The sequence below is a fragment of the Cellulomonas fimi genome (assembly GCF_012952065.1).
GTDB lineage: Bacteria > Actinomycetota > Actinomycetes > Actinomycetales > Cellulomonadaceae > Pengzhenrongella > Pengzhenrongella fimi_A.
Genome location: NZ_JABCJJ010000015.1, coordinates 54,155 through 78,789 on the forward strand (window position 1 = coordinate 54,155; position 24,635 = coordinate 78,789).

The 24,635-nt window shown below is 73.6% G+C and carries 21 protein-coding genes and 1 pseudogene; 7 read left to right on the top strand and 15 right to left on the bottom strand.

The genetic code is table 11. The features are described from left to right. Window positions 1–8: 8 nt before the first annotated feature. The 3 genes from pucL to uraD are packed head-to-tail and all read right to left on the bottom strand — an operon-like array spanning window position 9 to window position 1,879. Window positions 9–962, bottom strand: coding sequence for a factor-independent urate hydroxylase (pucL, locus tag HIR71_RS10715; RefSeq protein WP_169325053.1), 954 nt, complete (start codon window positions 960–962; stop codon window positions 9–11). Window positions 963–974: 12 nt separating this feature from the next. After that, on the bottom strand, window positions 975–1,331 hold the full coding sequence (gene uraH / locus HIR71_RS10720; RefSeq protein ID WP_169325054.1) for a hydroxyisourate hydrolase: 357 nt from the start codon (window positions 1,329–1,331) through the stop codon (window positions 975–977). Beyond that, the gene (gene uraD / locus HIR71_RS10725; RefSeq protein ID WP_169325055.1) at window positions 1,328–1,879 is read right to left on the bottom strand and encodes a 2-oxo-4-hydroxy-4-carboxy-5-ureidoimidazoline decarboxylase; all 552 of its coding nucleotides are present in this window, start codon (window positions 1,877–1,879) and stop codon (window positions 1,328–1,330) included. The genes uraH and uraD overlap by 4 nt, the downstream gene beginning before the upstream one ends. Window positions 1,880–2,011: 132 nt before the next feature. On the opposite strand from uraD, the gene HIR71_RS10730 reads away from it, so the two are divergent. From HIR71_RS10730 to HIR71_RS10740, 3 genes are read left to right on the top strand one after another with little or no spacing between them, the layout of a single operon-like run. Continuing rightward, window positions 2,012–2,683, top strand: coding sequence for an alpha/beta hydrolase family protein (locus HIR71_RS10730; RefSeq protein ID WP_169325056.1), 672 nt, complete (start codon window positions 2,012–2,014; stop codon window positions 2,681–2,683). 8 nt (window positions 2,684–2,691) lie between these two features. After that, window positions 2,692–3,369, top strand: coding sequence for a DsbA family oxidoreductase (locus HIR71_RS10735; protein ID WP_169325057.1), 678 nt, complete (start codon window positions 2,692–2,694; stop codon window positions 3,367–3,369). Then, window positions 3,366–3,533, top strand: a complete 168-nt coding sequence (locus HIR71_RS10740; protein ID WP_169325058.1) for a hypothetical protein — start codon at window positions 3,366–3,368, stop codon at window positions 3,531–3,533. The genes HIR71_RS10735 and HIR71_RS10740 overlap by 4 nt, the downstream gene beginning before the upstream one ends. 184 nt (window positions 3,534–3,717) lie before the next feature. Here the strand turns inward: HIR71_RS10740 and HIR71_RS10745 are convergent, their stop codons facing one another. Next, on the bottom strand, window positions 3,718–4,296 hold the full coding sequence (locus tag HIR71_RS10745; protein WP_169325079.1) for an NUDIX domain-containing protein: 579 nt from the start codon (window positions 4,294–4,296) through the stop codon (window positions 3,718–3,720). Window positions 4,297–4,365: 69 nt separating this feature from the next. Further along, window positions 4,366–4,701: pseudogene (locus HIR71_RS16895) on the bottom strand (VOC family protein); the annotation flags it as partial. Between the two features lie 110 nt (window positions 4,702–4,811). Between HIR71_RS16895 and HIR71_RS10755 the strand changes: the two are divergent. Together HIR71_RS10755 and HIR71_RS10760 are read left to right on the top strand one after the other, a co-directional pair. Next, entirely contained in the window at window positions 4,812–5,063 is a 252-nt protein-coding gene (locus HIR71_RS10755; protein ID WP_169325059.1) for a hypothetical protein, read from the top strand. Next, window positions 5,053–6,468: an HNH endonuclease gene (locus HIR71_RS10760; protein ID WP_169325080.1), complete on the top strand. Its 1,416-nt coding sequence runs from the start codon at window positions 5,053–5,055 to the stop codon at window positions 6,466–6,468. Before HIR71_RS10755 ends, HIR71_RS10760 begins: the two co-directional genes overlap by 11 nt. Before the next feature lie 345 nt (window positions 6,469–6,813). Here the strand turns inward: HIR71_RS10760 and HIR71_RS10765 are convergent, their stop codons facing one another. The 10 genes from HIR71_RS10765 to HIR71_RS10810 all read right to left on the bottom strand — a co-directional run bounded on the left by HIR71_RS10765 (window position 6,814) and on the right by HIR71_RS10810 (window position 22,806). Beyond that, a complete protein-coding gene (locus HIR71_RS10765) occupies window positions 6,814–8,349 on the bottom strand; it encodes a glucoamylase family protein (RefSeq protein WP_169325060.1) in 1,536 nt (511 codons plus the stop codon). 47 nt (window positions 8,350–8,396) lie between these two features. After that, complete coding sequence (locus tag HIR71_RS10770) at window positions 8,397–10,685, bottom strand: glycoside hydrolase family 3 N-terminal domain-containing protein (protein ID WP_211374051.1); 2,289 nt, start codon at window positions 10,683–10,685, stop codon at window positions 8,397–8,399. Beyond that, the gene (locus tag HIR71_RS10775) at window positions 10,682–14,215 is read right to left on the bottom strand and encodes a hypothetical protein (protein WP_169325061.1); all 3,534 of its coding nucleotides are present in this window, start codon (window positions 14,213–14,215) and stop codon (window positions 10,682–10,684) included. The genes HIR71_RS10770 and HIR71_RS10775 overlap by 4 nt, the downstream gene beginning before the upstream one ends. Further along, a complete protein-coding gene (locus HIR71_RS10780; protein ID WP_169325062.1) occupies window positions 14,212–15,129 on the bottom strand; it encodes a carbohydrate ABC transporter permease in 918 nt (305 codons plus the stop codon). The genes HIR71_RS10775 and HIR71_RS10780 overlap by 4 nt, the downstream gene beginning before the upstream one ends. Next, entirely contained in the window at window positions 15,126–16,139 is a 1,014-nt protein-coding gene (locus tag HIR71_RS10785; protein WP_169325063.1) for a carbohydrate ABC transporter permease, read from the bottom strand. The genes HIR71_RS10780 and HIR71_RS10785 overlap by 4 nt, the downstream gene beginning before the upstream one ends. A 1-nt stretch (window position 16,140) precedes the next feature. Next, window positions 16,141–17,397: a sugar ABC transporter substrate-binding protein gene (locus HIR71_RS10790; RefSeq protein ID WP_169325064.1), complete on the bottom strand. Its 1,257-nt coding sequence runs from the start codon at window positions 17,395–17,397 to the stop codon at window positions 16,141–16,143. Window positions 17,398–17,547: 150 nt separating this feature from the next. Then, entirely contained in the window at window positions 17,548–18,672 is a 1,125-nt protein-coding gene (locus HIR71_RS10795; RefSeq protein ID WP_169325065.1) for a LacI family DNA-binding transcriptional regulator, read from the bottom strand. Between the two features lie 148 nt (window positions 18,673–18,820). Further along, window positions 18,821–19,786 (bottom strand): NAD(P)-dependent alcohol dehydrogenase, encoded by a 966-nt coding sequence (locus tag HIR71_RS10800; RefSeq protein WP_169325066.1) that lies wholly within the window; start codon window positions 19,784–19,786, stop codon window positions 18,821–18,823. 68 nt (window positions 19,787–19,854) lie between these two features. Next, window positions 19,855–20,526, bottom strand: a complete 672-nt coding sequence (locus HIR71_RS10805) for a TetR/AcrR family transcriptional regulator (RefSeq protein ID WP_169325067.1) — start codon at window positions 20,524–20,526, stop codon at window positions 19,855–19,857. Between the two features lie 189 nt (window positions 20,527–20,715). Continuing rightward, entirely contained in the window at window positions 20,716–22,806 is a 2,091-nt protein-coding gene (locus HIR71_RS10810; protein WP_249051763.1) for a PhoX family protein, read from the bottom strand. A gap of 451 nt (window positions 22,807–23,257) precedes the next feature. Here HIR71_RS10810 and HIR71_RS10815 point away from each other — a divergent pair, with 451 nt between their 5' ends. Together HIR71_RS10815 and HIR71_RS10820 are read left to right on the top strand one after the other, a co-directional pair. Then, a complete protein-coding gene (locus tag HIR71_RS10815; protein WP_169325069.1) occupies window positions 23,258–23,497 on the top strand; it encodes a three-helix bundle dimerization domain-containing protein in 240 nt (79 codons plus the stop codon). Window positions 23,498–23,504: 7 nt separating this feature from the next. Then, window positions 23,505–24,275, top strand: coding sequence for a 4'-phosphopantetheinyl transferase family protein (locus HIR71_RS10820; protein ID WP_169325070.1), 771 nt, complete (start codon window positions 23,505–23,507; stop codon window positions 24,273–24,275). Window positions 24,276–24,635: the final 360 nt, after the last annotated feature.

Sequence of the window (24,635 nt, forward strand, 5' to 3'; positions counted from 1 at the left end):
CCGGTCCGTCAGCAGAACCCGGCGACGGTCGCCCAGGCGCGTGGCTCCGGCGTCGTGCCCTGGCGCGTGAGCGTGGCCTCGATGAGGCCGTACGGACGGTCGGCCGCGTAGAACACCTCGTTCGGGTTCTCGAGCCCGAACGGGGCCAGGTCCACGAGGAAGTGGTGCAGGTTCGGCATCGAGAGCTTGACCTCCGCGATCTCGGGATGCGCTTGCAGAACGCGCTCGCCCATGTGGAACAGCGTCTGCTGGAGCGCGAGCGAGTGCAGGTCGGCGAAGCTCTCGAGGAGCACGCGGCGCACATCCGCGAACACCGCATCGAAGTCGAGGGCCGTCGTGGTGTACCGCCAGCGGCTCGTCACGCTCGTGGCGAGGATCCGGTCGGTCGTCTCCGGCAGCGTGGTGAAGCGGTCGCGCGGGAAGCCGTGGAACTCGGACCCCGTGGACTTGAGGACGGCGAGGTCGGTGAGCCCCGAGACGACGAACACCTCGTCGCGGTCGCGCTGCACGACGGTCGTGCGCGTCTCCGTCCCGCCGCGCACGAACGCGTGGTCGTGGGTGCCGTCGGTGGCATGGGTCGCCAACGACGTGGGGATGCGCTCCCAGGTGTACTGCTCGACCTCCCAGCGGCCACCGTGGATCCACGGGTACGTCGACAGGAAGTGCTCGCCGAGGCGCAGCGCGAACCCCTCGGGCGACCCGACGCCGTCCTTGGCGAGCGCGAAGACGGTGTTCTTCTGGCTGTCGGTCGCGACGACCAGGGAGTTGTCGCCCTCGGTGTGCGCCTTCTCGACCTCCCCGCGCAGCTGGGACGTGACGTTCACGTCGGTGATCCGGTGCCGGGGCTGCGAGCGGTCGATCCTGACGAGCCGGACCTCGGCCTTGCCCCACTGGTTCTCACCCAGGACGACGACGCCGGGGCTCGGCTCGTGCGTGCTCGTGACGGGCTCGGACTGTGTCATCTGGCTCGCTCCTCAGCTGCCGCGGTAGGTGGAGTAGGCGAACGGGCTGAGCAGGATCGGCACGTGGACGTGCTCGCGGTCCGGCTCGAGGACGAAGTCGACGAGCACCTCGGGGTAGAACGTCGCGACCCCCTGGGCCGCGAAGTACGCACCCGTCGCGAACACCAGCCGGTAGGTGCCCGGCTCGAGGCGCTCGGGCCCCAGCACGCGGTTGCGGCCGTCGGCGTCGGTCACTCCAGTCGCCACCGGCACCAGACCGGCGTCGGCGTCGGCGTCGGAGACGGCGCGCCGCGAGAGCACCAGCCCGACGCCGACCGCGGGCGCGCCGGAGACGGCGTCGAGCACATGGGTCGTGACGTGGGAGGTCATGCGCCCGCACCGCCGGACGAGAGAGCACCGCTTGAGAGAGCACCGCTTGAGAGAGCACCGCGCAGGCGCAGCAGGGCGATGTCGAGCAGCTCGTCGGCGACGATCGCGCGCTCGTCGGCCGGGTCGTGCGTGAGCCGCTCCTCGAGCGCGCCCAGCAGCTCCTCCGCCGTGCGACCCGCGGCCCGGATGAGGAAGACGCGCCCGAACCGCTCCTCGTAGGCACGGTTGCCCTCGGCGAACCGCCGCCGCACGTCGTCGTCGGCCGGGTCCACCGCTGCCTGCTCCTGGCGGGAGAGCCGCGCCTCGGCGTCGTCCCCTGGCGGCCGCTCGCCGATGCGGGGGTGCCGGCCGAGCGCCTGGTCGAGCTCCGCGTCGGTCCAGGGCCGCGCGGCCGCGGACGCCGCCTCGACCGCCGCGTCGACGTCCGCGAACGGGCGGGCTGCTGCGAGCTCGGCCGCCCAGCGCGGGACGTCGACGCACGTGCGCAGCAGCCGCTCGGCGTCGGCCGCGTCGGCGGAGTTGAAGCGCTCGAGCGCCGTGGGTCCCACCGTTCCTCCTCGAGGTGACCACCGGGTCGGGTCGCGCCGTCGCGCCCGATCACCGCGGTCCAGCCATCCTGGCAGGCCCCACCCACATCGCGGCACTCGCGCTCGCCCCGCCGGACCAGCACCATGAGCGCCATGGCCGACCCACCGACGACGCGTGAGGTCGAGACCCGTCACGGGATCGCGCGGCTGCACCTGCGTCCTGTCGCCCGGCCGGTCGCGGCGCTCGTGCTGGGCCACGGCGCGGGGGGCGGCGTCGGCGCGCCCGACCTGGTGGCCGTGGCCGACGCCGCTGCGGACGTGGGCCTGGCGGTCGCGCTCGTCGAGCAGCCGTACCGCGTCGCAGGCCGCCGGGCGCCGCCGCGGGCGCCCGTGCTCGACGCGGCGTGGGTCGACGTCGTCGCCCACCTGCGCGAGATCTGGTCCGACACGATGCCCGAGACGTCGTCCGGCGGCCCCCTGCTGGTCGTCGGCGGGCGGTCGTCGGGGGCGCGCGTCGCGTGCCGGACGGCGGCCGACGTCGGCGCGGTCGGCGTCCTGTGCCTCGCGTTCCCGCTGACCCCGCCGGCCCGGGCGGGCAGGCCCGAGCCGCCGAGCCGGCTCGACGAGCTCGACGCCGTGGAGATGCCGGTCCTGGTCGTCCAGGGCGAGCGCGACCCGTTCGGGATGCCGCCCCAGCGCGAGCGCCGGACCGTCGTGGTGGTCCGCGGCGACCACGCGCTCACGGCGGACCTCGCGGCGGTGCGCACGGCGGCGCGGGAGTGGCTGGGCGGCCGCGCGGAATACCGGCCGTCGCAGACTTCTTGAACGTTCACATGAGCGCTCCCGTCTCCGTCCACGTGTGGTCCGACGTCATCTGCCCCTGGTGCTTCATCGGCAAGCGCCGCTTCGAGCGGGCGCTGGCCGACTTCGACGGCGAGGTGACGGTCGAGTACCACTCGTTCGAGCTGGCCCCCGACACCCCGGTCGACTTCGACGGCAGCGAGGTCGACTTCCTCGTCGACCACAAGGGCATGCCGCGCGCGCAGGTCGAGCAGATGCTCGCCCAGGTCACCGAGCTGGCCGCCGCCGAGGGACTCGCGTTCGACTTCTCGACCAGCAAGCAGACCAAGACGCTCAAGGCGCACGAGCTGCTCCACCACGCGAAGGCGAAGGGTGTGCAGCCGGAGCTCGTCGAGCGGCTGTTCGCCGCGCACTTCGAGCAGGGCGGGCACGTCGGGCGCGACGACGCCCTCGCGGCGCTCGCGGCCGACGTCGGGCTGGACGCCGACGAGGTTCGCACCGTGCTCGCCGCGGGCACGTACCGCGACGCGGTCCAGGCCGACATCGCGACCGCGCGTCAGCTCGGCATCCGTGGCGTGCCGTTCTACGTCATCGGCGAGAAGTACGGCATCTCGGGCGCGCAGAGCCCCGAGGTGTTCGCCGAGGCGCTCCGTCGTGCGGCGGCCGACCAGGCGGCCGACGCTGAGGCCGCGTCGGCGGTCACGGCGTGACGGGCGGAGCGTCGGGGGCCGACGCGCCGACGCAGCCTGCAGGGACGGGCCCGACGCCGACGCCGGTGCTCCCCGGGCTCGCGAGCCTCACGGCGCTCGAGACGCTGGGCGACGACGACGCCGGGACGTGCGTCGACGGAGTCTGCGCGGTCCCCGGCGGCTGACCCGGGCGACCCGCGTGACGCCGTCGGGCCCGGATCCTCTGACTCCCTGACCCGTCCGACCGGCCGATCCACCGGCGAGTTCGCTGGTCCCGTGCCGAGTTCGCTGGTCCGGATCAGCGAACTCGCGCCCGCACCAGCGAACTGGCCGGCGCGGCGCCGGGAAGGCCTGCGTCCCGCGTGGTCCTCAGGTGACGCGGCCGAGCGCGAGGGCGGCGTACATGAGTGCGGCCACGGTCTCGCCGTCGGTGATCGTGCCGTCGCGGACCAGGCCGATTACCTCGGCCCACGGGACGCGGCGGACGGCCGTGATGCCCTCCTCCGCCTGTTCCGACGCGACCGCTGCGGCGTGGCGGGCACCCTCGTCGGCGGCCCGGAGGCCACGCGCCACGAACACGTGCTCGGGCGCGTGGCACACGCCGTTGAGCGCGAACATGCGGCCGATCTGCTGCCAGGACGCCGCGACGAGCCCGGTCTCCTCGCGGAGCTCACGCTGGGCGGCGAGCAGCAGGTCCTCACCGTCCGACCCGCCGGCTGGCACCTCGAGCGACGGTCCCGTCGTGTACCGCTCGACCTCGACGAGCACCACCTCGTCGTCGTCGGTGATCGGCACGACGAACACTGCCGGGCTCAGCACCTCCATGACCCCGTAGACGCCGGACGTGCCGTCCGGACGCGTCACCTCGTCCTCCCGCACCCTGATCCAGGGGTTCTCGTACGCGACCCGCGACGAGCGGGTGCGCCACCAGCGCGCCGCGCCGGCCACGGGCACGACGTCGGGGGTCCCCACCGGGGCGATGGGCGGCGCCCACCACGGCCGCGGCACGAGGCAGAACGGGTGGCCCGCCGGGTCGGCGTACACGTCGTCGCCGTGCTCGAGGCGTCGCGCACCCAGCGCGACTGCGCGCGGGCCGGCGAGGGCGACGTCGTCGACCATGATGTCGAGGTGCATCTGCTGGGGGGACGCCCGGTCGGGCAACCGCGGCGGCAGGTGGTCGGGGGCGCGCTGGAACGCGAGCCCGGACGTGGTGCCGTTCTCGGCGACCACGACTGAGTCCTCCGAACGGCGCGTGGCGGGCAAACCGAGGAGCTCCGAGTAGAAGGCCGCGAGCCCGGCAGGGTCGGGGCAGTCGATGACGACGTGGTGGGTGCGTCCGATCATGCGGCCCATGGTGGCGTGACATGCGCGGGACTGGCAGGTGCGGGCGTCCGGGACGCGCGATCGCAATGGGCCTGTGGAACGCGAGACGGGCCCGGGCCCGGGCGGGTATGATCGAACACATGTTCGAATCGAGCGTGGCGGCAGGCGTGGTGTCGGGCGGGTCTGCGCCCGTGACCGGGCCCGCCCTTCGCTCGTCGCCGTCGGCGCCGGATGTGGCGTCTGTGGTTGCCGCGGTGGAGCGGGTGGTGGTGGCGGCGCGGGGGGCGGACGGGTGGTCGGTGGGTGAGCGGCGTGCGGTGCTGGCGGGTCTGGATCGGGTGATCGACGGGTTGTCGGCGGTGCGGGCGGCGGTGCTGGTGGCTGAGCGGTGAGTCGGGGGCGTGGCGGGGTGGGGGTGATCGGTCGTTCGAGGCGTGGCGGGGGCGCACGTCGCGGGCCGGGTCGCGGGCGGCGATGGTCCAGGTGCGGCAGGCCGAGGGTCTGGCGGCGGTGCCGGTGGTCGCGGCGGCGGTGACCGCGGGGCGGATCAGTCTGGAGCATGCGGGGGCGATCGCGAGGGTCGCGGGTGCGGGGACCGCGGTGCAGCGGGTGGCGGTGGTGTCCCCGGAGGGGCAGCGGCACCTGCTCGGGCTCGCGGAGCGGCTGGACGCGGGGAGGTTCGCGACCGCGGCGGCGCGGTGGGTTGCGGCGGTGGACCCGGGCGGGCTGGAGCGGGACCATCAGGCGCAGCGGGCCGAGCGGTTCGTGCAGCTCACCCACACCCCGGGCGGCACGCTGGTCAAGGGCAGGTTGGACTCGATGGCCGGGCACCGGCTCGCGCTGGCGCTGGAGGCCGTGACCCCGCGGCCCGGGGTGGACGACGACCGGGACCACGGTCAGCGGCGCGCGGACGCGCTGGACACCATGGCGACCCGGATCCTGGGGTTCAAGGACACCAAGCCCGGCGCGCACGTGCCCGCGCAGGTGTCGTTCGTGCTGACCGCGCAGACCTGGCACGCGGCCCGCGCCGAACGCGACCGCCGCCGCACCCGCCGGGCCGCCGACGAGGAGAGCGCGACGACGAGCGCCGAGGCGGCGGGGGCTGCGGAGGCGGCTGGTGCGGCCGGGGTGGGCGCGGTGTCGTACGAGCCGGGGACGTCGTACGAGCCGGCGACGCTCGAGGACGGCACCCCGGTGCCCGGCACCGAGCTCGCCGCGGCGCTGTGCGACTGCGAGCTGACCCGGATCGTCCTGGACGCCCAGGGTGCGCCGATCGACCTGGGCCGCGCCGAGCGGGTCTACACCGGGCCTCAACGACGGGCCGTCATCGCCCGCGACCGGCAGTGCGCCTGGCCCGAGTGCGCCGCGCACGCCCGCTGGTGCCAGATCCACCACATCGCCTGGTGGGACCGCGACACCGGGGCCACGTCCGTGGACAACGGCGTGCTGCTGTGCAACTTCCACCACCACGAAGTCCATCGACGAGAGCTGACCATCACGAGGCACAACCTCGACGGACCACCCGGACCTGAGGGATCACCCGGACACGACGGAGGCGTCGCCCGCGTCCGGTACGAGTTCCACGACGCGGGCGGGCGCTCGGTCGGCGCACCGCCCGGGTTGCCGCCGCCGCGCGGACGGGGCGGGCCGCCGGGTCTGTCGACGCGGGGCGGGCCTGGTGCACCGCCCGAGCTGCTGCTGCCGCACGGCTCAGGCGAGCCGCCGGGAGGGGATCCAGAGAGCCGAGTCACCGATCCCGTCACCGGCATGAGCATGCCCGCATGGTCGCTGTCGTAGGGCTGTGTCGTAGGGCTGTGTCGTAGGGCTGTGTCGTAGGGCTGTGTCGTCGGGCTGCTGACGTCGGGCTGCTGACGTCGGGCTGCTGACGTCGGGCTGCTGACGTCGGGCTGCTGTCGTCGGGCTGCTGTCGTCGGGCTCCCCGGCTCGGCGGTGCACGGGGCGTGCATGTGTTCCGAGCGCTCGTCCACGGGCACGCGTGAGTCGCGGGAGGCCAGGCACCAGCAGCGCGCGCCCGGGGCTTGCGGATCCCGACGCACGTCGCGAGATCGTCCAACCGCCCGACCGGCGCGCGGACCCGATGCCCATGCGCACCCGGTAGGCAGGGCGACCGACACCCGCGGCTCAGCCCCCGACGTTGAACTCCTCGATCCCGAGGAGCGGCCGGATGACCTTCCGGACGTCCCCGCGCACGACGTAGCTCTTGACCTTGTCGTTGCGCAACTCGTTCCCGAGCGCGGCCATGATCATGCCCTGGTCGAGAGACAGGTAGCGCTGGGCGACCGTGCCGCTGCGGACCGCGATGGCGTCGTAGAACCCGCCAGGCCCGTAGGCGTCGAAGTCCCTGCGGAGGTTAGCGAGGTTGTCGAGCGCCTCGGCCTTCGCGTACGGCAGCGCGAGGAACGACGCGTGCGGCGTCACCACGCCGTCGTTGTACGACGCCGGCTGGCTCGGCGCACGGAAGCACGCCGGGTCGTCCCAGCCGGACTCGACGAACGTGCGGGGCTGGTCCGACGCGTAGCCGTTCGGCTCCATGCCGATCGGGTCGACGCCGTACTCGCGGTAGCCGCCGAACGGGTTGCTCGACGGCGAGAAGCCCCAGTACCCGTAGCCGGCCTCCTCCATGCCGTGCTCGATCTGTGCGCGCACGGTCAGCGGGTGGTTCACGCCCCAGCTCTTCGGGCCCCACTCGGCCTCGGGGATGAACAGGTCGACCATGAGCGCCTCGAACATCGACCCGCCCCACGTGGGGACGAGCTGCATGCCGCGGTAGCGGTAGGCGCCCTCGAACACGTCGACGCCCATGTACTGCACCCACTCGCCGACCGGCTTCTGCTCCGGCCAGCTCCAGTCGCAGGTGTCCGGGAACGTCCGGAACATCTTGAAGTAGTGCTCGGGCGGGATCTGGCCCCAGGCGATGCCGAGGTAGCTCGCGATGCGCGGCTCGGTGTTGAGGGTCCCGTAGTGGTGCCCGGTGTACCAGACGTCCGGTCCGCGGTCGCGGTAGTTGTCCAGCACCGCGGCGGCGTCCGGGGGCTGCTCGTCCCAGAAACCACCACGGATCTGCCCGACGACCGGGTCGTAGTAGAAGCCGAAGTCCATGGTCGAGAAGATCGCCTCCGCCTGGTCGCGCAGGCGCGGCTCGGCGTTGCTCACCAGGACGAGCGCGGTGGCGAGCCACCCGTTGTCGACGCTGGACAGGAACGGGTAGACGACGTCGCCCGTGCCCGGCCAGCTCGTGAGCTTCTTGCCGGTGGCCTCGCTGTACCAGTTGTAGAACATGCCCGAGTCCATGTGGCGGTCGAGCGCGGCGACGGACTCCAGCGTCTGCGACAGGCGCTCGAACGCCTCGGTCCGGCTGATGATCTTGAGGTCGCGGGCGACCACGGTGCTCCACAGGTACGCGCCGATGTTGGTCGGGGACGTGTACCCGCTCAGGGTGCTCGTGTCGAGGTCGCCCTCGATGTTGTCCGCAGGCAGGCCCGTGCCGGGGTCGACCATGGCCTCGAACGAGGCCCAGGTGTCCGTCGCGTACTCCATCAGGGTCGCGCGGTCCTGGCTCGGCCCCGAGGCCGCCGGGCCGGCGGTGACCACCAGCCCCGTCGTGGCGAGCGCCGCGGCCGCGAGGGCGGCCGTGCGTCGACGCAGTTGTCCGGTCATGTCTCTCGAGTCCCTTCGTCGGCAACGTCGCGGTCGGTCGAGTCGGATCAGGTCGCACCTCCTCCGCCTGGCGCTGGGCGCCTCGCGCCATCCGGCTCGCCGGACGGGCCGACGACGTCGAGGCGGGCCGTCACTCCGGCCCCGGCGTGCGGGGCCACGCGGATCGTGAAGGGTCCTGGATCGCATCGCTCGCGACCCGTCGCGTCGCGACGCGCGAGGAGGTGGTGGTCGACGTCGAAGGTCACCACGGTCGTCTCCCCCGGGGCGAGCTCCACGCGGCGCGCCCCGGCGAGCTCTCCGACCGGCCGGGAGACGGGCGCGACGTGCGCACGCGCGTACAGCTGAGCGGTCTCCACCACCCGACGCTCCCCGAGGTTGGTCAGCCGGGCGCTCGCGCGGACGACCTCGCCGGGCCGCAGGGTGCCCGCGGACAGGCTCAGACCGTCGTACACGACGGCGCCGTAGCCCAAGCCGAACCCGAACGGGTACTGGGGCGTGTCGCGATGGTCGCGGTACCGCCCCACCGGCCCGTCGGGGTCGAGGGGACGCCCGGTCGGCAGGTGGTCGTGGTGCAGCGGCACCTGCCCGGTGGTCCAGGGCAAGCTCGCGGGCAGGCGCCCGCTCGGCACGACGTCCCCGGTGAGCACGTCGACGACGCCGTGGCCGCCCTCGACCCCGGGATGGAACACGAGCGCGAGGGCCGAGCCGAGGTGCTCCAGCCGTTCGAGCGCGAGCGGCCGACCGGTGAGGACGACGACGACGAGGTGCCGGCTCACGCGGGCCAGCGCCTCGAGCACCTCGGTCTGCCCGGGCGGCAGCTCCACGGACGTCACGGAGTTCGCCTCGCCGCTCCGCATCGGGTGCTCCCCGACGCAGGCGACCACGACGTCCGCCGCGCGCGCCGCCACCAGGGTCGCGTCGACGAAGCGCCCGTCGTCCACCGTCACCTCCGTGGACGTCCCCGCGAAGCGCTCGCGGAAGGCGTCGGCGATGGTCACGGCGTCCTCGGCACGCCCGTCCAGGGTCCAGGTGCCGAAGAGCTCGCCGTCGGCTGTGGCGAACGGCCCGGTCACGTGCAGCCGGCGCGGGACGGCCCCGGCCCCGGCCCACTCGGCTGCCTCGGCTACCCCGGCTACCCCGAGCGGCAGGACCCCGTCGTTGCGCAGGAGCACGACGGCCGACGCCGCGGCCCGCCGCGCGAGCGCCCGGTGCTCGGGAGTCAGGTGCACCGCGGCGGCCCGAGCCGGGTCCGTGTACGGGGCCTCGAACAGCCCGAGCCGCAGCTTGAGCCCGAGCACGCGGGTGACGGCGTCGTCCACGAGCGCGGTCTCGACGACCCCGGAGCGGACCAGGTCCGCGAGGTGCGCGCTGTACGCGCCGGTCACCATGTCGATGTCGACGCCCGCGCGGATCGCGAGCCGCGCGGCCTCGCCCAGGTCGGCCGCCAGGCCGTGGTGCAGCAGCTCGCCGACGGCGTCCCAGTCGCTGACCACCGGCCCCGCGAAGCCGAGGTCGCCCTTCAGGTGGTCCCGGAGCAGCGGGACGTGGGCCGTCATCGGCGTGGCGTCGAGGGTGTGGAACGCGCTCATCACGGTCGCGACCCCCGCCTCGACCGCTGCGCGGAACGGCCGCAGGTGCCGGTTGTGGAGGGTCACCGGGCCGACGTCGACCTCGGCGTAGTCGCGGCCGCCCTGGGCGAGCCCGTACCCGACGTAGTGCTTGGCGCACGATGCCATCGCCTCGGGCGCGGCGAGGTTCCCGCCGTCGGGACCGCCCTGGAAGCCCTGGACGGCCGCCGCGCCGAGGTGCGACGCGAGCCACGCGTCCTCGCCCCAGCTCTCGGCGACGCGTCCCCAGCGAGGGTCCTGGGCGACGTCGAGCATCGGAGCGAAGGTCCACCGGACGCCGTCGGCGGTCGCCTCCCGCGCGGCGACGCGCGCGCACTCGCGCACGAGGTCGGCGTCGAACGACGCGGCCTGGCCGAGCGGGATCGGGAAGACCGTCCGGTGGCCGTGGATGACGTCGCGCGCGACCAGGAGCGGGATGCCGAGCCGGGAGGTCTCCACCGCGGCCCGCTGCAGTGCGTCGACCGCCTCGGCCTGCGTCCCGGCGTCGCGGACGTTGCCCGCGTGCTCACCGCTCGCGACGATGCAGGTGCCGAACGCACCGGCCGCGAGGGCGTCGGCGTCGCGCACCGGGTCCGGGTTCGCGACCTGGTGCAGCTGCCCGACCTTCTCCTCGAGAGTCATGGCGGCGAGGAGCGCGGCCGCCCGGTCGGCGACCGGGAGCGAGGCGTCCCTCCACGGACGGGTGGGACCGGCGGCATCGGGCGTCACAGCAGGTCGACCTCCAGCTCCGGCCCACCGGGAGCGAGGGCCTCGGCCAGACGGGACAGCGGCACGGACAGCCCGCCGTCCCGGTAGCCGTTCCGTCCCGGAACCCCGAGGACCTCGCGTTCCGCGAGCCGAAGCCGCCCGACGCCGAAGCCCTGCGGCCCGACGTGGTACCGCAGCCGCAGGTTCCCGCCCGCGAGCGGCACCGTCGCGCGCACCCCGTCGAGCCCCGCGGGGAGCACCGGGTCGATCTCCACCCGGGGCCCGCGCCGACGTACGCCCAGGAGCGACTGGGTGATGACGCGCACGAGCACCCCGGGGCCCGACGAGTAGATCCGCCACCCGCCCTCGAGGCCGGTCGCGCCGGTGAGCACCTCGGCGTACCGGGCGGCGAAGTCGGGGCGGTCCAGCACCGCCGCGTCCGAGCTCGACGAGTACGTGTTCGCCTGCCGACGGCGCGCCCCCGGCACGACGTCGAGGACCCCGGGCGCGAGCACCTGCCGCAGTCCCAGCCACAACGCGTCCGCGTCACCGAGGTGCGCCATGGCCTCGCACCACCGCAGGTGGGCGTGCGCGTACATCAGGCCGATCTCGCGCCCGACGAACGTCGCGGTCTCCGCGCGCTGGAAGTGGCGCGTCTCGCCCCCGTGGTACCCGGGCGGCTGGTCGAACAGCCGCACGCCGTCGACCCCCATGAGGTGCCCGCGCACGATCTCGAGGTGCCGCTGGACCTGCCCCGGGTCCAGCAGCTCGTCCCCCAGCGCGTGGATGATCTGGAGCGAGCCGTGGCGCAGCCCGGTCTCGGTGTCGCGCGGATGGACGAGCACGCGGCGCACCGGGACGGCGACGTCGTCCTCGCCCTCGCCCTCGTCCCCGCCCTCGCCCTTGCCCTCGTCCTTGCCGAGCTCGCCCAGCTGGACGTACCCGGCCAGCTCGCCGTCGATCACGAGGTACCGCTGCAGGTCCGCCTCGACCGCGTCCGCCCAGGTGCGCAGGTCGTGCACGCGACGAGCCGTGTGCCCGGCCGCGGCCAGCCCGGCCGCGGCCAGCCCGGCCGCGGCCAGCCCGGCCGCGAGCGTCCGCAGCGCCTGGTGGTGCAGCGTGACCGTCCACGCGCTCGTCATCGTCCGCGCCATCGCCGGGTCCGCCGGCTGGAGCGAGTCGTTCCAGTCGCCGTGCCCGTAGGCCGCGAGCCCGGTCGACGGCAGCGTGCTCCGGCGGGCGAGCTCGAGCGCCCGCTCGACGTGGTCGAGGAGGCTGGTCGGGGCGCCCGGGCCGTCGGGCGTGTACCAGGGCACCGGCTCGTCGAGCACGTCGGCGTCCTGCGACGCCAGGAGGTAGCGCCCCAGCGCCAGCACCGGCCAGTGGGCGACGTCCCCGTGGGCCGGCTCCATCCGGAAGTGCTCGTCACCGGGCAGGAAGCCGAACGCCTGCGGCCACGAGCCGTCGACGTTCTGCGCGGCGAACACCCCGAGCAGCAGGGCGCGGGCGTCCGCGAGCCGGTCGAGGGCGAGCAGCAGCTCGAGCGGACCCTGGGTGACGTCGCGCGTCCCCCACGCCCCGCCGCTGTACTGCTCCAGCCCGCGCGGCGACAGGAAGTGGACGAGGGCGTCGCGGACGAGCCACGGCAGGCTGACCGTGAGCGCGTCGAGGTCCTCCCCGTCACCGGAGACGCGCAGCGCGGTCATCTGCTCCCACCAGCCCGTCCCGGGGCTCCCCGGAAGCGAGTCGGGTGGAGCCTGCCCGGCAGGGGACAGGTCGGGCGCGACGTCGACCGTCAGGGTCAGCTCGAGCGCCGACACCTCGTCCGTCCGCAGGGTGACGACCCCCGGGACGCGGTGGGCGCCGTCGTCGAACAGCGGGCCGTCGTCGCCCGGCTCCAACGGAGCCGACGCCGCGACCGCGAGCACCCGCTCCACCCCGTCCACGCCGGGCACGACGACCTCGACGCGGCGCGGCTCGCGGGTGTGCGCCCGGGTCTGGCCGGTCGGGCCCTCAGGCTCCGGGAGCGGCTCGGAGGGCGTCGCCAGGTGCAGGGCGACCAGCACGCGCCGACGTGGCCCCGTCAGGCCGACCCGCAGCGTCACGCGGTGGTCCTCGGCGGGCGCGATCGTGCGGACCTCGACCGTGCCGCCCCCGTCCGCCGGGTCGAGCAGGTACTCCCACCGCGCCGAGTCCGGCGTCATGGCGAACGCCGACGGGAGGTCGAGCAGCCGCCACCGCCCGGCGACCTCGACGAGCAGGCGCAGGCCGTAGGCGCGCTGCAGCCCCAGGTACCCACGCACGGTGGTCAGGACGCGGCCCGTCGTGGCGTTGCCGCGCGTGAGGTAGGAGAGCGGGGAACCGGCCATCCAGGCGGTCGCCGTGAGCCCCTCCGGGTCGGGGACGGCGCGGGCGCCGGTGCGCAGGATCGTGCCGTGGGGGCGCAGCACCTCGCGCTCCTTCGCCTGCACGACGACGTGCTCGCGCCCCGGGTCGTCCTCCGGGCCGGCGAAGAAGGACAGGACGGCGCCCGCCTCGTCCCGCTCGACGACGCTCCAGGGCTCGGGCCACCGGTCGGTCAGCTCGGACGCCTCGGGCTCGCGGACGCGCAGCTCGCGGCCCTGGTCGTACGCGCCGCTCGGCGCCCGACGCCCGAGCTCGGCGGCCCGCCGCTGAGCCGGGCGGGCCGGCCCCTTCGCGGCGCCCAGGTCGAGCGCCTCTCGGACGTAACGCTGGTCCGCGTCCGAGGTGGCCGCGGCGTGGTCCGCCAGCAGGAGCCCTGCGAACGTCATGCCCAGGCCTTCCCCGGGCGCCAGCACCGTGCGCTCCGTCTGCAGCGCCGCGAGGGTGTGCTCGTGCTGGCGTCGTCGGCCCGGAAGGTCATCCGTGGGGCCGGTGGCGCCGCCCCACCGGCCGGACGAGCCGTGCACGTCGAGCGCGTCGCTCGCCCACGACGCCACCGGCACGTCGGCGGCGAGCACGCACCAGGGGTGGCGTCCGGACTGCGGAAGGTTCTGCCGGACCGCGAGCGCCGTCCCCGTCGGGCCGTCGAGCGGCGTGACGTCGAGGTACTGGCTCACGTAGAGCTCGTTCGTGCGGAGCATCCCCGACGCCGCGAGCGCGACGTCATGGGTGTGCACGACGTCGACCTCGCGCGGCGCTCCCCCGGCGTTCCTCACCTCGACGCGCCAGGACCAGGCGGGCCGCTCCGCGTGCAGCGCGAGGCTCACCCGCCAGCGCAACCCGCCGCCGTCGTCCGCGGCACCGTCACCCTGGGCCCCGGGGTCCTCGCTCCCGGTGACGACGAGCGCGCCGTCGTGCACGGTGACCCGCGAGACCGAGCCGGCGCCGAGCACCGGCCAGCACCGGCCGCTCTCCCGGTCCCGCACCCAGACCTGCACCAGGCCGGGCTCGAGCGCCGACGCCGCGTGCTGCACCAGCTCCACGTCGTCGGCCGCGAGCGAGGCCAGGGCTCCGCCGTCGACCACGAGCGCCCGCAGGCCCCCGCCACCCTCGAGGCGCCACGGCGGGGCATCGGGGGCGGCATTCACTTGATGCCGGTCAGCGCGACGCCCTGCACGAAGAACCGCTGCAGGAAGAAGAAGACGACGAGCACCGGCACGACGACGACGACCGCGCCCGCCAGCAGCAGCCCGTAGTTGATCTGGTTCTGGCCGGTGCTGTAGAGCGCCAGAACCACGGGCAGCGTGTACTTGTCCTCGGACGTCGCCACGACCAGGGGCCACAGGAAGTTGTTCCACGACCCGAGGAACGTGATGATCCCGAGCGTCGCGAGCGCCGGCTTGGCGAGCGGGATGACGATCTGGACGAAGATGCGCGACTCGCTCGCGCCGTCGACCCGCGCTGCGTCGATGAGCTCGTCGGGGATCGCGAGGAAGAACTGCCGCATCAGGAAGACGCCGAACGGCGCCGCGAGGAACGGCAGGAACAGCCCCCAGTAGGTGTTGACGAGCCCCATGTTCGCGATCAGCACGAACAGCGGGATCAGCGTGACCATCCCCGGGATCATGAGCGTGCCGAGGACGATGCGGAACAGCAGGTTCTTGCCCGCGAAGTCCGCCTTGGCCAGGACGTACCCGAGCATCGAGCAGAAGACCAGGTTGCCCACGGTCACGACGACGGCGACGAGCGTCGAGTTGAAGAAGTACTGCGGGAAGTCGAGCCGCTGGAAGAGTTCCTGGAAGTTCTCCAGCGTGAACGTCTCCGGCCACCAGGTCGGCGGGACGCGCCGGATCTCGCCCTCGGTCTTGACCGAGCTGAACGCCATCCACACGAAGGGGCTGACGACGACGACCAGGCCGAGCCCGAGGATGAGGTAGACGACAAGGTTCGGCCGCGCCTCACCGATGGGTCGCTCCTTGGTGCGGCGGCTCTCGGGAGGCTCGGTCTCCGGGGGTGCCGGCTCGGCCGGCGGTCGGGACGCGCGCCCGGTCGTCGTGCTCATCGTCCGATCTCCTTGCTGGCGACGGGCCGCAGCGTCCGGCGGGGCTTCCTGGGGGTGTCCCTCTCGCCGAGCAGACGGAACTGCACGAGCGCGAGGACGACCACGGCGACGAAGAGCACGTAGCTCATCGCGGCCGCGTAGCCGTAGTTGCCGAAGCCGAACTGGTTGTACGTGTGGAACGCGACGGAGAGCGTGCTGTTGAGCGGCCCGCCCTGCGTCATGACGAAGGGCTCCTCGAAGAACTGGACGTAGCCGATGCCCGTGATGACCGCCCCGAAGAGGATGGTCGGGCGCATGGTCGGCAGCGTGACGTGACGGAACCGCTGCCAGGCGCCGGCACCGTCGAGCGCGGCGGCCTCGTGCAACGACGTCGGCACACCCTGCAGGCCGGCCAGGAAGATGATGATGAGCGTCCCGATGGACCGCCAGACCGCCATCGCGATCATCGCCGGCATCGCCCAGGTGGTGCTCTCGAGCCAGTTCGGTCCCTCGATCCCGACCCAGCCGAGCGCCTGGTTGACCATCCCCAGGTCCGGGTGGAGCAGGAACCGCCACACGACGGCGACGGCCACGATGCTGGTCACCACCGGCATGTAGTAGCCGACCCGGAAGATCGTCCTGAACCGGGTGATGCCGGAGTTCATCAGCACGGCGATGGCGAGCGAGATCGCGAGAGCAAGAGGCACGCCCACCAGGACGAAGTAGGCGGTGTTCGCCGCCGCCTTGCGGAAGAGCGGGTCCTGGAGGACCGCGACGAAGTTGTCGAGCCCGACGAACTCGACCGCGAGGGGGTTGCGCAGGTCCCGGCTCCGCAGGTCGGTGACGGCCATCACGAGCGACATCAGGACCGGCCCGACCGTGAACGCCGCGAAGAGCAGCACGAACGGCAGGGCGAAGCCCCACGCCGCGCGGGTCCGGCGGCGGTACAGGGGCGAGTGCTTGCGCAGCTCGTAGGACCCGGCCCGGCCGGGCGTCTGCGCACCCGGCCGGACCGTGGTGCCGGAGGTCATCTCAGAGCCCGGTCCCGATGGACGACGCCTGCTGCTGGATGGCCGTGGAGACCTCCTGCGGATCGGCGCCGGCCTTCGTGAGCCGCTCGAGCTCGGTGTCGATGACGCTGGCGACCTCCTCCCAGGTCGGGATCGAGGGCGGGGCGACGGCGCTGTCGAGCTGCTCGCCGAAGACGCCGAGGTACTGGTCGTCCGCGATCGCCGGGTCCTCCCAGGCGCTCGCGACCGACGGCAGGTCGGTCACGGTCTCGTACCACTGGACCTGGATCTCCGGCCGCGTCAACCACTCGACGAACTTCCAGGCGGCGTCCCGGTTCTCGGCGTCCTTGAAGACGGCCAGGTTCGCGCCGCCGATGAACGAGGCCTGCTCGGCACCGGAGGGCAGGGGCGCGAGCGCCACCTTCGACATGTCCGCGTTCTCGGTCTCCTCGAGGATCCCGACGTGCCACGGCCCGGAGACGAAGGAGGCGATCTTCCCGGCCACGAAGTCCTGCTCGAGCGTGCCCTGCGGCAGGTCGGTCGGCGCGAGCCCGTCGGTGAAGAACGACTGGTAGTAGGTGAGCGCCTCGACGAACTCGGGCGAGTCGATCGTGAACTCGGTGCCGTCCTCGTTGGTCAGCTGCGCGCCCGCCTGCCAGGCGAACGGCATGAACGTCTGCCACGCGCCGGTCTCGCCCGGCTGCAGGTTGATCCCGTAGGCGGCTCCCGAGCTCTTGGCCTGCTGGGCCATGGCCGTGAGGCCGTCCCAGTCGGTCGGGGGCTCCGGGACCAGGTCCGTGCGGTAGTACAGGACGCGGGTCTCGACGTACCACGGCACGCCGTAGTTGGTGCCGCCGACCTCCGTCGTGCCCCACGCGCCCTCGAAGAACGAGCCGGTGTCGATGAGGTCAGGCGTCGGGTCGAGGGCTCCGGTGGCGGCGAACTCGCCCATCCACGTCGTGCCGATCATCGAGACGTCGGGGGTCTCGCCCGCGGCGATGGCCGTCGCGATCTTGTCGTGCGCGGCGTCCCACGGGACGGGGGTGACCTGGAGGTCGACGTCGGGGTTCTCCGCGACGAAGGCCTGCGCGAAGTCGCCCAGCTTCTCCCCCTCGGTGCCCATGGCCCAGACCTCGATCGAGCCGCTGGCCGCTCCCTCGGCGACCTCGGCGGCCGGCTCCGGGGCCTCGTCACCGCCTCCGCTGTCGCGGCCGCAGCCGGCCAGCACGAGCGTCGCGACGGCCAGGGCCGCAGTCCCGCCCCGCAGAGTCCTGTTCATGGCATGTCCTCCTCGTCGAGGTGCCCGCACCTGGGCACCGCAGGGCACAGCCGGCACGGCCGGGCACCGCAGGGCATCTATGCGCTTAACCGCATCCCGACTCTAAGGGGAGGACCTGTGACCTGCAACACATGCCGGAGGGGTCGGTCGTCAGCGCTCCCACGCGCAGCCGCAGGACTCCCGGTAGAGCGGTCGGACCGGCAGCGTCCGGTCCACCACGCCGCTGACGTCGTCGGCCAACGAGTTCATGAGGATGTCGACGGCGAGGCGACCCATCGCCTCCATCGGCTGACGCACCGTGGTCAGGGACGGGGAAGAGATCCGCCCCGCGGCCACCCCGTCGAACCCCGTCACGACCACGTCACCGGGGACGGAGAGCCCGAGCCGCCGCAGGAGGGAGACGAGGTCGAGCGCGTGCTGGTCGCTCGCGCACACCAGGGCACGAGGGAGCCGGCCGGAGGTGACCAGGTCGCGGACGACGGGGAACGGGTCCTCCGCGCCGAGGGGCGTCGGGTCCAGCACCCGCTGCGGCGCCGGCAGGCCGAGCTCGCGCAGCGCGTCGCGCATCCCGTCGAACCGCTCGGCGTAGTCCGTCATCTCGGGCGCGCCCACGAACTCGATCTCGTCGATCCGGTGGGTGCGCACCAGGTGCTCGGTCAGCGCCCGCGCCCCGCCGGCGTTGTCGACCCGCACGTGGTGGAGCATCCCGGGCCCGTACGGCATCGCGAAGGCGACGACCGGCAGCCGGCGCGCGACCTGGTCCAGCACCTCCTGCGAGCGCGCGCCCGGGAACACGGCGAGGCCGTCGACCCGGCTGGCGATGTCGATCACGCCCGCGCCGTCGCCGCCCGGCCCACGCCCGATCAGCAGGGCCCGCCCGCGCCTCGCGCACTCGAGCTCGAAGCCGCGCTGGACCTCGTCGACGTAGAGCGGGAAGACGCGGAAGTCCTCGCTATCGGCGTCGTCGGCGAAGGCGCGCTCCGCGAGGTCCCCGCCGTAGAACGGCCCCGGGTCCTCGCGCACGGGTCGGGCGCCCCGGCTGCCGGCGGCCTCGAGCAGCATGTCGAAGGAGTAGAGGCCGAGGGCGCCGGTGCGCCCGCCCGCGAGACCGCGCGCACTGGCGCTCGGCACGTAGTTGAGCGCCCGCGCGGCGTCGAGCACCGCCTGGCGCGTGCTCTCGCGGACGCGCTCGGGCTGACGGAACGAGAAGGAGACCGTGGCGATCGAGACACCGGCCGCCTGGGCGACGTCGTAGACGGTCGGGCGCTTGGCCACGTGCCGCCTCCCTCTGCCCGGCGCACATCCGGCGCATCACGTGCGGTGTCCCGGCGTGGCACCGAAGCGGGAGTTTACGCCCGCGCACCGGCACGATCCGCCGTCGGCGCGGTGGTGCTCTGACGCGGTGACGCGGTGGCGCGGTGGCTCACACCGTGACGACCACCTTGCCGCGGGCGTGCCCGCGCCCGACGTGGGCGACCGCCGCCGCGGCCTCGCTGAGCGGGTACGTCCGGTCGAGCACCGGCACGACCGCGCCGGCGGCGATCAGCTCGGTCAGCGCGATCAGGTCGTCGCGCTCCACCGTGACCACGAACGGCCGGGCGACCCTGCGCCCGAGCAGGGCCAGGACGTGCGCGCCGAGCACGCGCCCGGCGCTCGCGAACCACCGGTTCTCGAGCTGTCCCGCGTTCGGCACGAGCATCCCGTCCGCCGTCAGCACGCGCAGGAGGCGGGAGAGCGGGTGGTTGCCGACGTTGTCGAGCACGACGTCGTACCGCGCGCCACCCCGGGTGAAGTCGTCGCGCGTGTGGTCGACGACGTGGTCGGCGCCGATCGCGCGGACGACGTCGACGTTGGCGGCGCTGCACACGCCGGTCACCTCCGCGCCGAGAGCCTTGGCGATCTGCACGGCGAACGTCCCGATGCCTCCGGACGCCCCGTTGACCAGCACGTGGCGCCCGGGCCCGACGTCGCCGGCCCGGAGCGCGCGCAGGGCGACCGCACCGGCGAGCGGGACCGCCGCCGCCTGCTCGAAGGTCAGGCCCGCCGGCTTGGGCGCGAGCGTCTCCTCCGTCGCGACCACCAGCTCCGCGTACGCGCCGGGGGCCGAGCCGAAGACCTCGTCACCGGGCGCGAACCGCGTGACCGCGGAGCCGACGGCCGCCACGACCCCCGCGACGTCCGTGCCGCGCACCGCGACCTTCGGGTGCGGCAGCCCGTAGACGGGCCGGGCGATGTACGGCAGGCCCTGCGTCACGGCCCAGTCGGCCGGGTTGACGCCGGCCGCGCGGACGCGGACGAGCACGTCCTGAGCACCGACGACGGGGGTCTCGATGTCCCGAGGCGCGAGCACCTCGGTGGAGCCGTACCGGCTCTGGACGACGGCCTTCATGACGCTTCCTCTCCGCGAACTCCTTACGGTGTAAGGATGCAAACCTTACGCCGTATGGCGACGCCCGGTCAAGAGGCGCGGGCGTCCCGGAGCAAGGCGTCGAGCAGGAGGCCGAGCCCGTAGTCGAACTCGTCGCCGTAGCTGTACCCCGGCCGCATCACGCGCTCGACCGTCAGCCGGGCGAGGTGCGGGTAGTCGCGCGGCAGGTCGGGCAGGACGGCGTCGACCACCCCCTCGATGCCGCCCGCGTCCTGCGACGGGAGGTTCACCTCCTGGAGCACGAACCCGTAGACGTAGCTGTCGATCAGCGACGTCGCGTGGCCGGCCATCTCGACCGAGAACCCCGCCCTGAGCGAGCACCCGATCACCGCGTCGAGGTGCCCGAGCGTCTGGGGCCCCGGCGCGGTGCGCGACTGCATGATGCCGATCGCCCAGGGGTGCCGGGTCAGCACCGCCCGCACCGACGCGCCCCGCCGGAGCATCGCCGCCTTCCAGTCGAGCCCCGCCGGCGGGTGCTCCATCTCGCCGAACACCAGCTCGACCATCCCGTCGAGGATTGCGTCCTTGCTCGCCACGTGGTGGTAGAGCGACATCGCCTCGACGCCGAGCTCCCGAGCGAGCCGCCGCATGGACACCGCGGCCAGCCCCTCGGCGTCGGCCACGGCGAGCGCCGTCTCGAGCGCGCGGCGACGGCTGAGCGGGGCGCGTTCCTTCGTGGGTCCAGCAGCGCGTGCAGGCATGAGGCTCCGTTCACCGGCTTCCTTACGGCGTAAGCGTACGGATCGTCGCCCGTGCTCGTGCGGCGAGCGCCGGCACCGAGCCGCCGGACAGCCGCCAGTTCGCTGGTGCGGTCTCGAGTTCGCTGCTCAGGATCAGCGAACTGGAGACCACACCAGCGAACTCACCGCAGGAGCGGAGCTGCGGGGCCGTCAGCCGCGCCACACCTGCACGACGGCGGGACGTGGCCCGGCGAACTCGCCGGCTCGGGTCGGGGCGCCGGCCGGGAGGTAGTCCGGGAAGCGTGAACGCTGGTCCGCGAAGCTGCCGTCCTCGCCCGGGTGCTGGACCGCGACGTAGACCATGGACTCGGCCTCGTCGACGACTGGCCCGCACGTCTCCGCCTCGCGCGGGACCGCGAGGAACTGCTGCACGCGGCCGCGCTCCGGACCCTCGAGCGGGACCTTGAAGAGCCCGTCGCAGTAGCCGATCGTCCCCGGCTGCCCGTCGGTCGCGATCCACAGGTTGCCGGACTCGTCGAAGGCGAGGTTGTCGGGGCACGAGATCGGCGACACCTTGTCCGCCGGGAACCCCGCGAAGTAGGTCGACCCGTTCACCGAGGGGTCCCCGCACACGAGCAGCAGCGACCAGGTGAAGGACATCGCGGTCGGGTCGTCGCCCGCCTCGACGAGCTCGACGACGTGCCCGTCGCGGTTGGCCACCCGCGGGTTCGGCTCGGTCGCGCCCTCCTTGCCGACCTTGCCGCGGTCCGAGTTGTTGGTGCAGGCCACGTAGACGCGGCCGGTCGTCGGGCTCGGCTCGACGTCCTCGGGGCGGTCCATCTTGGTCGCGCCGACGGTGTCGGCGGCGAGGCGCGTGTAGACCGCGACCTCGGCCGCGCTGAACCCGGGGACGTGGCTCACGCCGTCGACGATCAGCGGGATCCACTCCCCCGTGCCGTCGAAGCTGCCGTCGGACGGCAGCCGGCCGGAGCCGTCGATCTCCTCGGCGGGCGAGTCGCCGCGGAACCGGGCGACGTAGAGCGAGCCCTGCGACAGGAGCGTCTTGTTGTGGGCGCGGTCCGCCTTGCGGGTGCCGCTACGCATCGCCTCGGTCGAGACGAACTTGTACAGGTAGTCGAAGCGCTCGTCGTCGCCCATGTACGCGACGACGCGGCCGGACGGCGCGACGATGACGTTCGCGCCCTCGTGCTTGAAGCGGCCGAGCGCGGTGTGCTTGACCGGCGCCTCGTCAGGCTCGAACGGGTCGAGCTCGACGATCCAGCCGTGCCGGTTCGGCTCGTTCTCGTTCCCGGGGGTGCGCGCGTCGAACCGCGGGTCCTCGTGCTCCCAGCCGCGGCCGGTCTCGGCGTCGCGCAGCCCGTAGCGGGCGTCCCCGCGGCCGGTGCCGGACGTCCGGAAGTACCCGTTGAAGTTCTCCTCGCCCGACAGCACCGTGCCCCACGGGGTCGTGCCGCCCGCGCAGTTGTTGATCGTGCCGAGGATCGTGCGGCCGCTCGGGTCCGCCGCCGTGCGCAGCAGGTCCGACCCGGCCGCGGGCCCGCTGACGGCGAACGGCGTCGACATCGTGATGCGCCGGTTGTGCGGGCTGCGGCGCTGGTACTCCCAGGGCTTGCCGGCGCCCTTGCGGCGGACCTCGACGACCGACATCCCGTGGGCCGCCATGGCGATGCGACGCTGCTCCGCGAGGGTCGCCGGGTCGGTGGCGGGCAGGAACATGATGTTCTCGTTGGTGTACTCGTGGTTGGCGACGAGGAGCGCCTTGCTGTCGCGCGTGCGCGGCGCGGTGCCCTCGTGGTGGACGCCTCCCGTGACGCCGCGCGAGCGGTTCATCGAGATGATGTCGAGGTAGTCGTTGTTGTAGCCGAACTGCCCGGCCTGGGCCTCGGCCGTGTGCCGGGCGGCGTCGAACTCCGGGGCGCCCTTGAGGATCGGGTCGCCCCAGCGGATGATCGGGCGCCACTGGTAGCCGCTCGGGACCGAGAACGCGTCGACGCTGGCGGGCACCGGCGCGATCGGGCCGAACGCGAGGCCCGCCGCGCCCGGTCGACCCGGCCCGCCGGCCGCTGCCGCAGAAGGCGCGTTCGCGGCGTCGGCCCCCACGAGCAGGACCAGCGTGCCGAAGCCCATGCCGCCGAGCAGTGCGCGCCGGCTCAGCGTCGCGTCCACGATGTCGCCGAAGTACTCGTTGCTGCTGGTGTTCGGCACCGGGTGCGCGCACGCGTCCGCGCACTTGAGGTGGCACGTCACCGGGCTGCGCTTGCCCCGCGTGGTTCCGTGCATCGGCAGGAGCGGGCGGGAATCCGGGGTGATCGTCACAAGAGCCTCCATCGGCGCGAACGGGTGTGAACCTGTGTCGACGGTACGAAGCCCGTCCCTCGTTCGGGCGACACCGAGGTGAGCACCCGGTGAACACCTCTCGCGCCGCGAAAGTGACGCTTTCTCGCCCATGTCGGGCAAATGACCGGGGAACCGTCGCACTCGGCGACGCCGCCCCAGGGTGCCGCCCGCCTCGCACGGGTCACGAGGTCCGCGTACGGCGGAGCAGGAAGTCGGCGGAGCTGGAGCCGCTGCGTTGCGTCTCATGCGTTCGAGTGACGCGCGACCGCCGCGCGCCGGTCCAGAGTGTCCTGGATCATCCCGATGACGATCCGGTGAACCCTCCGGCCCGACACGCCGTCGTTCACCACATGTTCACTTGTTGCGGGTGGTCCCGCGCCCACACACTCGGCCCATGGGGATCAACTCAGAGCACGGTCCTGCGGTCGAGTTCCAGACGGAGGCGTTCGAGGAGCGCCTGCACGAGGAGTTCGACCCCCAGCTCGGCCCCGTCGCGGTGCACGAGGCCATGCTGCGCGCGCACGACGAGTTCGAGAACGCGCGCATCGACACGTTCGTCCCGCTGCTGACGTACCGCACCGCGCGCGACCGGCTGCGCGCGCAGCTGCGGACCCGGGTCGTGCCGGCGACCTGAGCCGTCGGTGCCCTGTTCGGATCTGGCGGCGGACGTCTGGCTGCTCGCGCCGGGTGACGTCGATCCGGCGCTCGGTCTCGCGCTGCTGGACGACGCCGAGCGCGCGCGGGCGGCCCGGCTCGCCGGGGATCGGCGGACGTCCTTCGTCGCGGCCCGGGCGCTGCTGCGGAGCGTGGTCGGCACGCGGCTGGGCTGTCGGCCGCAGGACGCCGGCCTCGCTGTCCGGTGTCCCGTGTGCGGGGGCGCTGACCACGGGCCGGTCGCGGTGGTCGCTGTCGGCGGCGTCCGGCTGGGGGAAGCGGCACCGCACGTGAGCATCTCTCGGACGGGTCCGCGGATCGCGGTCGCTCTCGCATCGCGGCCGGTCGGCGTCGACGTCGTCTCGGTGGCCGACGTCGCGCGATCGCCCTTCGACGACGTCGCCCTGGCCCCGGCGGAGGTCGAGGCGCTCGCGTCGCTCACAGGCGAGCCCTTGCACGAAGCGCGGGCGAGGGCGTGGGCCCGCAAGGAGGCAGCGCTCAAGGCGCTCGGCACCGGGCTGACGACCGACCCGAGGACTGTCGACGTCCGAGATGTCGCCGCCCGCGCGCCGGCCGGGGACTGGGTCGTGATCGCCGACGCCCACTCGGCACCCGGCGAGGCGGCCGCGGTCGCCGTCGCACTGGGCGAACACCACCCCAGGTCGTGGCCGCCGGGCGGGATCTTGCGCCTCGACGTAGCGGTGCACGGCAGCTCGGCACAGATGACGCGTGCGCGGGCTAGGCCGCGAGGGGATTGAGCATCGACCGAATGCCGCTTGGGGACGCATCTATGTCTGTCAAGCATGGGCGGCCCGCTGCTGGCGGTGTTGAGGGCGGGGTAGATCTGTCGATAGGTCGCGCCTGCCGCCGGACGCTGTCGCGAGCTCATCGCGGGTGCCCTCATCTCGATCACGCGCCGGGAGGCACCGCGGGCCAGATCGTCTGTCGTTTCCCATACAGCGGCGCGCGTTACTGGGCTCTTCAGAATTGGGGGTGTAGGCGGGGGCGGCGCCGGGAGCGACACGGCGTGTCGAGGTCCAGGTAGGGGTCGAGGTCTTCCGATGATGGGAGTTCTGACGCTGCCCATCCGAAAGACCTCGACGTGCCTGACGCTACCT